16 protein-coding genes are annotated in these 14,227 nt (G+C 42.7%); 8 read left to right on the top strand and 8 right to left on the bottom strand.

What is annotated here, in order from left to right; genetic code table 11:
- Nucleotides 1-192: 192 nt before the first annotated feature.
- Nucleotides 193-669, bottom strand: a complete 477-nt coding sequence (locus ICN30_RS11140; RefSeq protein WP_216186620.1) for a Dps family protein — start codon at nt 667-669, stop codon at nt 193-195.
- Nucleotides 670-1,152: 483 nt separating this feature from the next.
- Nucleotides 1,153-1,644 (bottom strand): hypothetical protein, encoded by a 492-nt coding sequence (locus ICN30_RS11135; RefSeq protein WP_216186622.1) that lies wholly within the window; start codon nt 1,642-1,644, stop codon nt 1,153-1,155.
- A gap of 131 nt (nt 1,645-1,775) precedes the next feature.
- Here ICN30_RS11135 and ICN30_RS11130 point away from each other — a divergent pair, with 131 nt between their 5' ends.
- The 4 genes from ICN30_RS11130 to ICN30_RS11115 all read left to right on the top strand — a co-directional run bounded on the left by ICN30_RS11130 (nt 1,776) and on the right by ICN30_RS11115 (nt 5,742).
- Nucleotides 1,776-2,420, top strand: coding sequence for a peroxiredoxin (locus ICN30_RS11130; RefSeq protein WP_216186624.1), 645 nt, complete (start codon nt 1,776-1,778; stop codon nt 2,418-2,420).
- A gap of 114 nt (nt 2,421-2,534) precedes the next feature.
- Nucleotides 2,535-3,899 carry a cytochrome ubiquinol oxidase subunit I gene (locus ICN30_RS11125; RefSeq protein WP_062306437.1) on the top strand — a complete coding sequence of 455 codons (1,365 nt, stop codon included), beginning with the start codon at nt 2,535-2,537 and terminating at the stop codon, nt 3,897-3,899.
- 3 nt (nt 3,900-3,902) lie between these two features.
- Complete coding sequence (locus ICN30_RS11120) at nt 3,903-4,919, top strand: cytochrome d ubiquinol oxidase subunit II (RefSeq protein WP_062306434.1); 1,017 nt, start codon at nt 3,903-3,905, stop codon at nt 4,917-4,919.
- 106 nt (nt 4,920-5,025) lie between these two features.
- On the top strand, nt 5,026-5,742 hold the full coding sequence (locus ICN30_RS11115; RefSeq protein ID WP_062307287.1) for a Crp/Fnr family transcriptional regulator: 717 nt from the start codon (nt 5,026-5,028) through the stop codon (nt 5,740-5,742).
- A gap of 43 nt (nt 5,743-5,785) precedes the next feature.
- On the opposite strand, the gene ICN30_RS11110 is transcribed toward ICN30_RS11115, so the two are convergent.
- The 4 genes from ICN30_RS11110 to ICN30_RS11095 are packed head-to-tail and all read right to left on the bottom strand — an operon-like array spanning nt 5,786 to nt 11,343.
- On the bottom strand, nt 5,786-6,460 hold the full coding sequence (locus ICN30_RS11110; protein WP_216275705.1) for a bifunctional 2-polyprenyl-6-hydroxyphenol methylase/3-demethylubiquinol 3-O-methyltransferase UbiG: 675 nt from the start codon (nt 6,458-6,460) through the stop codon (nt 5,786-5,788).
- Nucleotides 6,461-6,497: 37 nt separating this feature from the next.
- Nucleotides 6,498-7,880, bottom strand: a complete 1,383-nt coding sequence (locus tag ICN30_RS11105) for a TolC family protein (RefSeq protein ID WP_216275703.1) — start codon at nt 7,878-7,880, stop codon at nt 6,498-6,500.
- 15 nt (nt 7,881-7,895) lie between these two features.
- On the bottom strand, nt 7,896-8,105 hold the full coding sequence (locus ICN30_RS11100; protein ID WP_015420581.1) for a DUF2892 domain-containing protein: 210 nt from the start codon (nt 8,103-8,105) through the stop codon (nt 7,896-7,898).
- 19 nt (nt 8,106-8,124) lie between these two features.
- Nucleotides 8,125-11,343 (bottom strand): efflux RND transporter permease subunit, encoded by a 3,219-nt coding sequence (locus tag ICN30_RS11095; protein ID WP_216275700.1) that lies wholly within the window; start codon nt 11,341-11,343, stop codon nt 8,125-8,127.
- Between the two features lie 100 nt (nt 11,344-11,443).
- Between ICN30_RS11095 and ICN30_RS11090 the strand changes: the two genes are divergently transcribed.
- On the top strand, nt 11,444-11,752 hold the full coding sequence (locus ICN30_RS11090; RefSeq protein ID WP_216186606.1) for a metalloregulator ArsR/SmtB family transcription factor: 309 nt from the start codon (nt 11,444-11,446) through the stop codon (nt 11,750-11,752).
- A gap of 25 nt (nt 11,753-11,777) precedes the next feature.
- Here ICN30_RS11090 and trxC read toward each other — a convergent pair whose 3' ends face one another.
- Nucleotides 11,778-12,197 carry a thioredoxin TrxC gene (trxC, locus tag ICN30_RS11085; RefSeq protein ID WP_216186608.1) on the bottom strand — a complete coding sequence of 140 codons (420 nt, stop codon included), beginning with the start codon at nt 12,195-12,197 and terminating at the stop codon, nt 11,778-11,780.
- Nucleotides 12,198-12,220: 23 nt separating this feature from the next.
- Nucleotides 12,221-12,532: a hypothetical protein gene (locus ICN30_RS11080; protein ID WP_216275698.1), complete on the bottom strand. Its 312-nt coding sequence runs from the start codon at nt 12,530-12,532 to the stop codon at nt 12,221-12,223.
- 151 nt (nt 12,533-12,683) lie between these two features.
- Between ICN30_RS11080 and ICN30_RS11075 the strand changes: the two genes are divergently transcribed.
- The 3 genes from ICN30_RS11075 (at nt 12,684) to ICN30_RS11065 (ending at nt 13,705) form a co-directional block, all read left to right on the top strand.
- The gene (locus ICN30_RS11075) at nt 12,684-13,019 is read left to right on the top strand and encodes a hypothetical protein (protein ID WP_062306415.1); all 336 of its coding nucleotides are present in this window, start codon (nt 12,684-12,686) and stop codon (nt 13,017-13,019) included.
- Nucleotides 13,020-13,082: 63 nt separating this feature from the next.
- A complete protein-coding gene (locus ICN30_RS11070) occupies nt 13,083-13,463 on the top strand; it encodes a rhodanese-like domain-containing protein (RefSeq protein WP_062306413.1) in 381 nt (126 codons plus the stop codon).
- A gap of 113 nt (nt 13,464-13,576) precedes the next feature.
- Nucleotides 13,577-13,705: a DUF3149 domain-containing protein gene (locus ICN30_RS11065; protein ID WP_082783992.1), complete on the top strand. Its 129-nt coding sequence runs from the start codon at nt 13,577-13,579 to the stop codon at nt 13,703-13,705.
- Nucleotides 13,706-14,227 lie beyond the last annotated feature (522 nt).

Genomic DNA, 14,227 nt, shown 5'->3' with positions numbered 1-14,227 from the left:
AGCCAAACTCAATGCTGTAGCAAGGCAACTCAATGAACGTCCTAGAAAAACACTAAACTATCAAACACCGGCAGAACGTTTTGCCCTAACTGTTGCATCGACGGGTTGAAATCAAGGTCGAAAGCAGCCGTAAGAGCGGAGGATTACGCATCCCTGTATCAGTCGATGTCGCTTTAAACGACATCGTTGGATTTACTCCTCCAATAGGCTTCTTAGCATCCAAGCAGTTTTCTCATGGATATCTTGTCGTTGAGTCAGAAGATCTGCGGAAGGTTGATCGTTTGCTTTTTCAACTAAGGGAAAAAGTTTACGAGCAGTTTTCGCTGTTGCTTCTTGAGCCTTAACAAGATGCTTCACCATATCCATTGCCTTTGGCACCCCTTCAACTTCTTTGATTGAGGTCAGTTTTGCGAACTCTCTATAAGTTCCAGGTGCTGGCTCCCCAAGTGCCCTTATGCGTTCTGCTATTAAATCTAGTGCCGCCCACTGCTCTGTATATTGAGCCATGAACATAGTGTGAAGCGTGTTAAACATCGGACCCTTTACATTCCAATGGAAGTTGTGGGTCATCAAATACAAAGAGTAGCTGTCAGCTAAAAGCTCAGATAATCCTTTTGCGATGGCTTTTCGATCTTTTTCACTAATACCAATATCTATTTTTGTGCTCATTTTATGCCCTTGTTTTTATAAAAATTTCAATGTGAAGTTACTTATCTGCTCATCATGCGCTACTAAGCAAGCAAAAGATAGGGCGGTGCTGTAGGCAGCGGTCAACTTCTCCCAACCCAGTTACAAGCACCACAGCCCTTTCTTTTACTGAGGATATATTTGGGGCTTTAGGATGGTTGCTAAATCTTTCTCATAGCCATGATTAATAAAATACAAGCCCTCGGCGATAACTGCTAATCTATTTTGGATTTTCATTTTTAACTCCATCAGTTATTGATTGCGATGTGGTTATCTTGTTCCTTATATGGATATCAGTCCAACGAATTTAACTGGGCAAGGTAATCGAATAAATCGATGAGTGGGCTAGATCCTCAGCCCCGGTCGATTCCACCCCGGGCCGTCAAGAACTCAAACTGCTGCCTTTCGGCGGCTTTGATTTGGCCACCGAGCTCTCCAAAGGCTCGCTAAATCAGCTATACCGCTTTATTGACTCTCAAGGATTTTCTGAAGTGATTCGGTATTTTTAACAAACTCAATCTTGGTAACTCTCCCTTGATTAAGAAAGGCTGCCGTTACGGCATCATCCTCTCTTGGCCAAGATTGACTTTCATCTGCGTTCAGAACTATTCCTACGGAGTAGGGTAGATCTCTCATAGAAGGAAGCGCAAAAGTTCTCGTGATAAATCCCGGCATTTTGCTGAGATCTGAAAAATATACTGTTTTCTTCGAGCTTAAATAATCAGCCCCTTTTTGAGTCAGGAGGCTTTGTACGATAGTGTTGGCATTTCGACTGCCGCTAAAAAGTACAAGTTTTGTATCAGCAGGAATTGACCATGGTTTGTCATGCTGATCATTGATAGTTATCTTGGGGGTAGGGTCGCCTGCCTTAAGCAATGGTACTTGCGCCCATGTAGCTGAGCATATTACGGTTAATGTCAGTGCTAAGCCAATGAAGTTTCTCTGAATGCGGTTCATATATTCCTTTTTTTGCAATTTGAGCCCTAAATAACCTTACTGAATAAATGTCATATAAAAATACATTATATAAAAATATATAAAGTAGTGTACTATGAAGTTGTGACACTAATTAGATAAAGGAAATCATCATGAGTGAAATGACAGTGCAGTTCCCAAGATTAAACGAGCGAGCTCCAGAATTTAGTGCAAAAACCACTTTTGGAGATAAGAAGCTTTCTGATTATGAAGGTAAGTGGCTTATTCTTTTCTCGCACCCAGCAGATTTCACGCCAGTATGTACAACTGAATTTATTGGTTTTGCTAAAGCAGCAGAGACCTTCAAATCCATGAATTGTGAGTTATTGGGCTTGTCAATCGACAGTCTCTTCTCCCATTTAGCATGGGTAAGAAACATTGAAGAGAAATTTGGTCAAAAAATTACTTTCCCTATTATTGAAGATATCAAGATGGAAGTGGCTTCTGCCTACGGTATGGTCCATCCAGGTGCGGCCGATACTCAAGCAGTGCGCGCTACCTTCTTTATCGATCCTAAAGGCATCTTACGTGCCATGGTTTATTACCCAATGAGTAATGGCCGCTCTATTGATGAATTTGTTCGCTTATTGCAGGCAATGCAAACAAGCGATAAGAATTCAGTAGCGACCCCAGAAGGATGGACTCCAGGATGCGATGTTATCGTGCCACCACCAAAAACTTCTGAGGCAGCTGATAAGCGCGCTAGTGAAGGTTACAACACGGTGGATTGGTATTACAGCACTAAAAAGTTAAATTAACCTGGTATCTTAACCATTCCAAATCCTTGCTAATACGAAAGGATTTGGAATATGTCCTTCCAGCGCCATAGTCAATTTAGTGACACAATATTTGCATCACTTTAATTTGGAGATATCGTGCTCGATTCGTTGCTTTATAGTCGCATTCAATTTGGTGCGAATATTTCCTTCCATATTCTTTTCCCGACAATTTCGATTGCATTAGGTTGGTTTCTTTTTTACTTCAAGATTCAACATAACCGAACTGGATTAGATTGCTGGCAAGAGGCATATCAGTTCTGGATAAAAATCTTCGCTTTAACTTTTGCTTTAGGTGTCGTAAGTGGCATCACGATGAGTTTTCAGTTTGGGACAAACTGGCCCGGCTATATGGAAACAGTCGGCAATATTGCTGGCCCATTACTAGCTTATGAAGTTTTAACGGCATTTTTTCTTGAGGCAACTTTTCTAGGAGTCATGCTCTTTGGCGCAAAGCGTGTTTCGCAACGAGTCCATACATTGGCCACCTTTCTCGTGGCTTTTGGAACCAGTCTTTCTGCCTTCTGGATCATTGCTTTAAATTCATGGATGCAAACCCCGCAGGGATTTACCATGATTGACGGTAGGGCACATGCCGTTGATTGGATGGCTATTATCTTTAATCCATCGATGCCTTATCGGCTTGCTCACATGCTTCTGGCCTCCTTTCTGACGGTATCATTTTTCTTGGCTGGAATTTCTGCATATCGATATCTGCGGAATAGTCGCTCACCAGCAAACTTACTGGTAATGAAGTTGGCTCTCACTGTTGCCATGGTTTTAACGCCTATTCAAATCATGCTTGGAGATTTGCACGGCCTCAATACCCTTCATCATCAGCCTGCAAAGTTAGCTGCCATGGAGGGGATTTGGAATGGCGGTACTGGTGTACCTGCAGTGATCTTTGGAATACCGAATCAACAAACTCGCACCAATGATTATGAGATCAGTATTCCTAAGTTGGCATCGCTGTACTTAACTCATAGCTGGGATGGTGAGGTTAAGGGTTTGAATGAATTTGGAGAGAAGATTCCTCCTGTCGCCCCTGTATTTTTTGCTTTTCGGATCATGGTTGGCATGGGTATCTTAATGCTCTTATTTTCATGGTTAGGGCGGTGGCAGTTACGTCAAAATCGACATCTACCAAGGTTGATAGCTAAAGGTTTGGTGTTGATGACCTTTTCTGGCTGGGTTGCAGTCTTAGCTGGTTGGTATGTGACCGAAATTGGACGTCAACCCTACTTAGTTACTGGCGTGCTTACAACTGCTCAAGCCGCAACAACTTTGCCAACAAGCATGGTCTTTTCTACACTTTTTGCTTATTTAACTCTTTATGTAGGTTTGTTGAGCGCATACATTTGGGTGGTTTTCTATCTGGCTCGTCAGGCTGATGATAAAGAAAATCCCAATGCTCAAATTGAGAAAAAATCCGAATCCTCGTGGAGCCCCTTTAGGACTTAAGTTATGACGCCAATTGACTTCACCCAAGCATCAGTCTGGTTGCCACTATTTTTCTTTGTCGCGATGGGTATTGCCATGCTGTCATATGTAGTTCTGGATGGTTACGACTTGGGAATCGGAATGCTCCTTAATCGGGCATCGGATCATGATAAGGACATGATGATTGCATCGATTGGTCCATTCTGGGATGCTAATGAAACCTGGATTGTTTTGGGTGTCGGCTTATTGCTAGTTGCATTTCCTCTGGCTCACGGGGTAATACTGACAGAGCTTTACTTGCCTGTAGCGGCAATGTTGATTGGATTAATTTTGCGAGGCGTCTCATTTGACTTTAGGGTCAAGGTCAATATTGAGCAAAAGCCACTTTGGAACTTATTGTTTTACGTCGGCAGTTTGATCGCCTCGGTCTCTCAGGGCATCATGATCGGCCGGCTGATTGTGGGTTTTGATTCAGGAATTCTGGGCTGGGTCTTTTCACTCCTTGTTGGAATATGTTTACCAGCAGGTTATATTCTCTTGGGATCTGCCTGGTTAATTTTAAAAACTGAAGGAACCCTTCAGCAACAATCATTTCGATGGGCTAAAACAAGTTTATGGCTCACTGGATTTGGGGTCGCATTAGTCTCTGCTGCTACTCCATACTTCAGTCCTGAAATTATGCATAAATGGTTTTCTTGGCCACAAATTCTTTGGCTTTCCCCAATTCCCATTGCGACCGCTATTTTATTTTTTCTCGCCAATCATTTTATTTGTGCATTAGAAAAAGGCTCCAGCAAGAGGGAGTGGTTACCTTTTGCCTGTGTTGTTGCCATTTTTTGGCTGGCATTTTTTGGTATTGCTTATAGTATTTTTCCATATGTCATTATTGGGAAAATGACGTTGTGGCAAGCGGCTGCAGCTACTGAATCCCTATGGTTTATTTTTTGGGGTGCAATCGTAGTTCTGCCTACCATTCTTGGTTATACCCTTTTTTCATACAGAATCTTTAAGGGTAAAGCTAGCGTACTCACTTATTATTAGTAACGTTTTACCCCATTTATTATTCAGCATGTATATGCGTATAAACGTATATACAAATGTACGCATAAAATAATGTCTATAGAGTTAACTTGAGAATATCGCGATGATGAAGCCTGTAGATATAAAGATTGCTTGGCAGGGTCAGAGCGACTGTGAGTCATGCTCTATCCGGAGCTCTGCTTTGTTCGCAGAGTTAAATGAGGAGGATTTCTCTAAAATTCATTCTCCAATAGACGATTTAAAGTATGAAGCAAATTCTTTGATTTATTCCCAGGGTGAATCTGCTCAGCATGTTTATACCTTGCGTCAAGGTTATTTAAAGTTACTCCATCTCAATCCTGATGGCACCAGCAGGATTGTACGGCTTGTAAAGCCGGGAGATTTATTTGGGATGGAGGCACTATTGGGTGATCATTACAAGCACGCTGCTACTGCGCTTACTAATATTCGTGCGTGTAAGATTCCTAAAAATGTTATTTCAAGTCTGGGGGAGGAATCTCCAAGATTGCATCGTCAGATAGTGAAGAAATGGGGTGAGGCGCTCTCGGAATCTGAAGCATGGTTTTCAGAGATTAATACTGGGCGCATTGAAATTCGCCTAGCCAGATTTTTTATTCAACTGGCAAGGGAAACGAGCTCCCACACAGTCGCACCTCTTTTTAGACGTGAGGATCTGGGTTTGATGATGGATGTCAAATTTGAAACAATTAGTAGAGCCTTAGCATCTATGTCAGAGCAGGGGTTGATTTCAGATGTTACAAGGCTTTCAGTCCAAATTCCCAATATGAATGCGCTCAAGGATTTTGCAAAACGAGGAATGTAATTCGCTGATAGTAATTAATAGCTAGAAAATAATTCACCGCTGATTATGAAAACATCGGCATCATAATTGCTGATAGGGCGAACTGCCATATCGATACTGGCTTCTTAATTGCCACCACCCCAATTAGCGCTGATTTTCCAGAATGCGCTTTTCCCTCGCTTAATTCTGCTTCATAGCTTTTTAAGACTTCAATTTTTGTATTCTTAAGCAAACTCTTTATAACTCGCTCTGTGTACAAATTTTCAATCTGACTTGGCCCACCGGTTTTATATTCCAATTGCTTGGGCGTGTAACCCTGCAGGATTAAGACGCCGCCCGGCTTTAATGCTAGTAGCATATCTTTAAATAATCGTGAGCGTTCTTTGGGGTTTGAGAATTGAATGAATATCGCAATGATTGCATCGTAATCGCCCGCCTCCCAATTGATTGACTCGCAATCAGATACAACGTAATTGACCTCTACATTTTTACTGCTCGCAAACTTTTTTGCTTTCTCAATTGCAATATCAGAAAAGTCAAACGCATCAACTTGGTGATTCTGCTGGGCTAGCCAAGTAGAGTTTCTGCCTTCGCCATCTGCAATACACAAAATTCGGGCATTTTCTTTGAGGTGCTTTGGGGCCATCTCTTGTAAAAATGTGTTTGCTTCAGTTCCGAATAGAAAGTCTTCGCTATTAAAGCGCTCATCCCACATTTTTTTAGCTTCTAAATGCCTCATCTGATTTCCTTCGTTCTTTTAAGTTTGCCTTGTTGGATCAATTAAGGTATGCATTTACCATTGAAAGATCCTGCTCTGAGATTTCACCCGTAAGCGCAGCTAGACGTAATCGATTAAGAAGATAGTTCACTTTTTCCATATAAAGCGCATAGTCATTGGCAATGAGGTCGCTTTCAGCTCCCAAAAGTTCCATCGTGGTGCGAGAGCCATTCGAATACCCGACCCGAGTAGAGCTTAACCTTGCTTCCCCAGTCTTTTGGGCGCTTGATAATGCCGTCAGCTTATCCTTTGCGCTATTGAGTGAATACCAAACTGATCTTAAGGTCCTCTCTAGATTCTGCTCAGACTGGTTGTACTCGGCTTTAGTTTTTTCAACTAAAAGCAATGACTCTTCTTGCTTAGCCGTGCGGTAGCCGCCGGTATATAGAGGGATTGAAAGCTGTAATCCAACGAGATAATTATTGGTTGCTGTATTGCTAGCGGGGCCAAAATTGCCAGATCCACTTAAGTTATCTTTGGAGGACTGTGCAACCGCATCCAACTTAGGTGAGGCTGCTGCACCATACTTTTCAGCCTCTTCTTTCGCTACTTTTTCTTGCGTTGAAAGCATTTGCAGTTGGATATTCTGGGACTTAAGCTTTCCTACATGAGTTTCGAGGTTTGGAAGTGATAGTTGCGCAACATTTAAGTTGATTTTTGATTTCTCAATATTAACTACGCCCCCGAATAAGTCCTGTAAGGCAAGTTTTTTGACTGCAAGATTATTGCTTGCATCTAGAGCGCGTACTTTTACCGTGTCCAATCTCTCGTTTGCTTCTTGCATATCAGTTTGACTGGCATCGCCAAGCCTAAAGCGCTTCTCAATTTGTTGGCGCGTATTGGTAATTGCTGCTTCTTGTTTTTTGACCAATCTAACAGACTCTTCGGCACTAAGGACATCGAAATAGCGTTCGGCAACCAACAAGATCAGATTTTGGTTCGCTACTTGAGCACCAAGATTGGAGGCATCGGCTGAGAGATTGAGCTGTCGGCTTTGGGCGAGGCGCTCGCGGTTATAAATTGATTGGGTAGCGCCGACGGTATATCGGTTAACGAAACCATTATTAACTGAGGTATTGAAATTGGCCCCATTAAAAGTGCCCATGCCTGGTGCATAGAATTGCGCGCCAGTAGTTGAGGTGTTGTAGCTCATGCTTCCGGTGAGAGCGGTTAAGTTGATGCTTGGAAGCCATAAGGAAGTTCCCTGATCACGCCTCTTCTCCCCGGCCATCTGCTCATAGCGACTAGCAATGAAATCCGGGTCTCTATTTTGTGCCTCATGCCACACGTCCATTAAGCTTGTTGCCATAGCCGAATTGGATGAAATGGCTAGCAACGCCATAGCAGCGGCTGCAAATGGTTTTATATCGAGAAGTTTCATTGGTAACCTTTGAATTTATGCGCCAGCTTTAGCGCCCAACTTGCGAACAATTGTTTCCATAAGGCACCAGCGAGTTAAACCACTTTGCAAAATATTGGCCCCAACAAAAGCGGTAAACGCTAAGAACCATTCATTTACAAACCATGGACTTCCAGGAGCGCCAAGCGCTACTGAGATGAAAATAAATATTCCTGCAATGATGCGAACAATTTGCCAAGAGGTCATGATTAATTCCTTAAATTAATTAATGGGTTGATTGGAGAATTTTGTCTACTCGATGTGCATAAGCTGAGTAATAGAGTAGGGGAATCACTACTAAGGTGAGTGCAGTGGATACCAGGATTCCAAAAATTAATGAGATTGCAAGGCCATTAAAAATTGGATCATCCAATATAAAGAATGCTCCCAGCATTGCCGCTAACCCTGTAAGTGCAATAGGTTGGGCTCGCGTGATGGCAGCATCCACCACGGCATCCTTAAAAGCAATTCCTTGGCGAACCTGGAGGTTAATAAAGTCAACTAGCAGTATTGAGTTACGCACAATGATGCCAGCCAGTGCAATCATGCCAATCATGGAGGTTGCTGTAAATTGCGCGCCGAGCAGAGCATGCCCAGGCATTACCCCAATAATCGTGAGGGGAATCGGCGCCATGATGACGAGTGGTGTGAGATAGGAGCCAAAGTGCGCTACAACTAGTAGATAAATGAGTATTAAGCCAACTGCATAAGCAGCGCCCATATCACGGAAGGTCTCATAAGTAACTTGCCATTCACCATCCCACTTGATGGCATAGCTTTGGTATGGGTCACTTGGAGCAGCGGTAAAGAATTCTTCCACTTCTTTGCCGTTTGGATCTTTAATTTTCTTGGTTAGCGATCTGGCCTTAAATAAGCCATATAAAGGGCTATCCACTTTTCCGGCGGTATCTCCGATAACATAGCTTACCGGCAAAAGATCCTTGCGATAGATGATTTGCTCTCGGTCTGCGTCTACGATAGATACTAATTGGCTAAGAGGCACTGCCTCCCGCTGTGAGTTTCTGACAGTCAATTTCAGCAACTCTTTTAATGAGTCCTGTTTATTTTCTGGGAGCCTGATTTCAGTGGGCGCAGGATATTTTGATTCATCATGTAAATAAGCAACGTTTTCTCCAGCAAGTCCAGCCCTTAAGGTTGTCACAATCGCTTGTTGAGAAACGCCCATTAAGCTTGCCTTGCGACGATCAACTAACAGGAACTGCTTTGGCGATTTTGCGATGCTACTGTCATCAATATCGACAATGCCATCGGTTCTCTCAAGAGCGGATCTCACTGATTTACTTACACTCAGCCTGCCCTCTGGGGTAGGGCCGTAGATCTCAGCAACGATTGGTGAAAGGACTGGGGGGCCTGGAGGTACCTCTACCACCTTGACATTGGCGTTATATTTTTTTGCAATCTCTTGCAATGCTGGGCGAATGCGACTTGCAATAAGATGGCTTTGATCTGAGCGATGGTGCTTATCTACGAGGTTAACTTGAATATCGCCTAATGCTGGATTTTGTCTAAAGTAGTACTGGCGTACCAAGCCATTAAAGTTTATCGGGGCGGAAGTGCCTGCATAAATCTGGTAGCTACTTACTTCAGGAGATTTAGATAAGGCTCCCCCCATTTCCCTCAAAACCTCTGAGGTCTTTTCGACCCTAGTGCTTGGTGGCATATCCAAGATCACTTGAAATTCTGATTTGTTATCAAATGGCAGCATCTTTAATACTACTAAGCCTGTCATTGGTAGTGAGAGTGAAATCAAGATTGCTCCGATCACCCCACCTGCGAGTAGCTTTCTATTTCTTTTTCCAGATTGATCGCTGAGTAGGGGGTCAAATATTTTCTTAAACTTTGGGCTGATCCACAGAGCGAGATTAAAGTGTGTCTTTTGACTATCTGAATGTTGAGCAAGCCATATTCTTGCCATCCAAGGTGTCACCATGAAGGCAATGGCAAGTGAGAGCAGCATGCCCATGCTGGAGTTAATAGGGATGGGGCTCATGTAGGGACCCATCAGACCGGTAATAAATGCCATGGGTAGGAGTGCAGCAATCACGGTAAGTGTTGCCAAAATGGTGGGCCCGCCAACTTCATCTACTGCGCCAGGAATGATTTCTTTTAAGCTTTTATTAGGGAATAGTAGTTGATGTCGATGAATGTTTTCAACCACCACAATGGCATCATCCACCAAGATTCCAATTGAAAATATCAAGGCAAATAGGGAGACTCTGTTGATAGTAAATCCCCAAGCCCAGGAGGCGAATAGTGTGGCGGCTAAGGTAAGTACAACCGCCGATCCAACAATCATCGCCTCTCTACGACCTAATGCAAAGAAAATTAGAGCCACTACTGACAATGTCGCAAAAATGAGTTTCTGGATGAGTTTGCTAGCTTTTTCATTAGCAGTTTCACCATAATTCCGCGAGACTGCTATCTCGATATCTTTGGGTATTAGGGTGGATCTTAAGGATTGCAATTGGCTGAGTACTTGATTGGAAACATCGACGGCATTCTCACCAGGTTTCTTGGTAACTGAAATCGTGACTGCTGGATGATCTTCAGAGTCTTTATCAGTCACGTCCGTATGCCAAACTAAGCGTCGATTTTGTATCGGCCCCTCAACGACTGCAGCCACATCCTTGACGTAAACGGGGTTCCCTTGGCGAACCCCTAAGGCAATGCTCTCCACATCTTTTAAGTTTCTTAGAAAAGGGCCGGTTTCAATGGCAACGGCTCCTTGTTCTGTAAGAAGATCACCGACTGGCATGCCTAGATTGGCAGTTTCTAGCGCCATTCTGAGTTCTGGAATAGTGACACCCTTGAGTGCCATTTGCTCGGGGCTAACCTCAATTCGGATTGCCCGTTTTGGGCCTCCAATGGTGGCGACTTCTCGTGTCCCTTTTACTCGTTTCAAATCAATTTCAATTTGATTGGCTATTTTTTCCAACTCATACGATGTGATTGAAGGATTTTTTGAAAATAGCGTCAGTGACAGTATTGGAACGTCGTCAATTCCCTTGGGCTTAATGATGGCGGGCATGACCCCGAGATCTTTTGGCAACCAATCTGAATTGGCTGCTACGGTATCGTGCAGCCTTACCAGGGCTTCTGTTCTCGGGACACCAACCTTGAATTGAACAGTGATTACTGAAAGACCTGTTTGAGACGTCGACATGACATGTTCAATGCCGGCAATCTGCGAGAGCACTTGCTCAGCGGGAATCGAGACCATTTCCTCTACGTTTTTAGCGCTTGCACCAGGAAAGGGGATGATGACATTAGCCATCGTCACATTAATTTGAGGCTCCTCTTCACGCGGAGTCACGATGATGGCAAATAAACCTAAAAGCAAAGCAAGAATCGCTAGCAGGGGGGTAATTTGTGCCCCTTGAAAGAATGCTGCTATTCGGCCTGAAATCCCTAGTTTTTTATCCATGACTCTGCATTCGGTTATTTAATTTACTTAATTATATTATATAATAAAGTAAAATGAATGAGATGTGCGAATTTGTTCTAAAAAATCTTGGGGGCCTGATATGGCTGTGAATATGGATCTGGAAAGAATGCAGGAGTCTGCAAATGAGGCTTGTAGGCTACTTAAAACGCTAGGAAATAGCGATAGATTGCTATTGTTGTGCCAGATAAGTCAAAGTGAAAAGTGTGTTGGAGATCTCGAGAGTGCCTTAGGAATACATCAACCCACGCTTTCTCAGCAATTAACTGTATTACGCAATGAGGGTTTGGTTCAAACTAGGAGGGAAGGCAAGCAGATTTATTATTCACTATCTAGTGAGGTAGCGCTTGATGTAATGGGTATTCTCTACAAGACCTACTGCAATCACTAGTTAAATTATTGATTTAATGCATTTTTTAAAGTATTCGCAAAATAAACTGATCTAACTGTTGGGCAGAAAGTGCTCCACTCACCCTCTCCATTTCGGCACCATTTTTAAAACCTGCCAAAGTTGGAATTGATCTAATTGAAAATTCCTGACCGATTGCTGGATTTGCTTCGGTATCGAGTTTGATGTGAAGAATACTTTCACCATGCTTTTTAGCGCTAGATAGAAAGGTGGGGGCAAACATTTTGCAGGGACCGCACCAAGGAGCCCAAAAATCAACAAGGACAGGCATCTTGCTTTGGCTCAAGATTTCCTTAATGCTCGCTTGGTCGGCGTCGATAGGCCCTAAGAGTAGGCTCGATTTACAAATCCCGCAAATGGGCTTTTGATTAATTCTATCTAGTGGTAAGCGATTAAATTTATGACAGCTAGGGCACTTGATCAGCATGATTTCACCTTTTAATTATTGAATCACCCAATAGATTGATGTACTTGCAGTAGTTTATAAATTGATTCGTGAATTGGTCCAGGTAGGGGCTCCATACCAGCGTCTCCGACCTGCATGCAGATTTGTCCTCTTAAGACAATCAGACCTTTCAATGTTTCGCGTTTATGAAAATGATCGTGCGTGCGATCAATATCGGCCGTTAAGAACTCATGCAAGTACGCATGATTGGATAAATCCAAATTCAAGGCAAAGGCAAGTCTGACAATTTCACGATTAAGCTCATGAATTGTTTTCTCATAATCATTTTCTTGTATTGGTCCTGAAATTGTATTCATATTTTTTTATTGTAGCGGGCAGGGAATGAATTTATAGGGTATTTGATCAAATTCTCCTCTTAGTGGGGTTGGCGCTCTTAATGGGTGGCGGTGAAATATGTTTGATTTAAAACAAAGTGGCGTGAATGAATTGAGCTTAGAGTAAGAGCCTATGAATACTCTCTTAAATATTCTTCCTGGCTTTGTAACATGCCCTCCTGGGGTTGAGCGAAAGATTCTTCATGGCGTGCCTGCAATATTGGGCATCGGAAGTTTAATCATTCTCCTTCCATCTATTGTGACCAGGGCCCTAGTTGCATATGACTATATTCAGGTTACAGGATCGACTATCAAGTTAATTGATATTTTGGTGATTGGTACCCTAGTGGTGTATTGGCTCACAATCCTTACTATAGCCATTGGGGCATTTTTGGTGAAGGTGATGAAGGGACCAGCATATGTTGCTGATGCTTATCCAATGGAAGATGTTGAACTTCCTCAGGTCTAACCTTCTTGCTTATCATTATATATTATCATATAATGATAATTACACCATTTAATAAGGATTGAGATGAAGACGGCACATGATTTGGTTGCAGCAGCAAAGTCTGAAATAAAGGAAGTTGAATTAGCTGATGCAACGCAGGCTATTCAGGATGCAGATGTATTGCTAGACGTCCGTGAGACAGATGAGTATGCAAGTGGCCATATCCCAGGTGCAATCCATATATCTAGAGGGCTACTGGAGTTTAAGTTAAGCAATGATCCGAGTTTTAGCGCTCGAGACATGAAAATTGTGTTGTACTGCAAGAATAGCGGTAGGGCAGCACTTGCATCTAAGGCCCTTCATGAAATGGGCTATCTTCATGTGCAGTCTATATCAGGTGGATTCGATGCTTGGGCAGCAGCAGGCGAACCTATTGCAAAGCCAGAAGCCATTAAATTCGAGTAATACCATCATAAAATATTTATCACTCTCATGTTGATATAGGCAATTTTTTTGATATCAGTCAAATTGATCTTTATTTGAAAGTTCTATAGTCATAAAGTAGGAGGTAGGTCAAAATGAAAATGTGGATAGAACTATTTGGATCTTTTGCTGGTCAGTTAAGTTTGGCTGTAATTTTATTTATGATTGGGATGGCTATTTTCTTTATCAGACTATTTGTTAAAAAAAGTGCTGAGGGCGGATAGATTATTTACCAACATCGGTCTGGGTTTTTGCCAGACTTCAAAGAAGCATTACTTTAAGTAACGCCTGGCGCATTCTTTAAAAGTGCTCTGGAGTAGCGAGGTATTGAGATCATTGCTCCAAAGCACTTTTTTTGAAATCCAATGGGTGAACTTGAGTTTCTTCTCCTCTTATCAAATTAGTCACACAAATACACGCACCGATATTTTGGAGGCGTAACCACACAAAATCCCAGTGTTTTTCTTTGGATTTCTGCTCTCATAACCCTTTGGTCCCAGGTTCAAGTCATGACGGGCCACTAAGAAGCGCTTAAACCATCTTCGGCTGATTTTATTATCTGCGACCGTCTCTTATGGGTCGGCAGCTGCCTAACGCTAGAAACTGGCCCAAAGTCTCATATCGGCCTTGATTTCAACCCGTCGATGCAACACACTACTAACTGCGTAAGCGCAAGGAGTGTTGCTCATGAAACAACGACCTCGAATCTATTACACAGCTACCCAGAAGGCTTTAATGTGGGAGCG

This window comes from Polynucleobacter sp. 31A-FELB (assembly GCF_018882405.1).
In the GTDB taxonomy this organism is placed as follows: domain Bacteria; phylum Pseudomonadota; class Gammaproteobacteria; order Burkholderiales; family Burkholderiaceae; genus Polynucleobacter.
The sequence above is the reverse complement of the archived record's forward strand: the minus strand, read 5'-3'. Positions and strand labels throughout refer to the sequence as shown.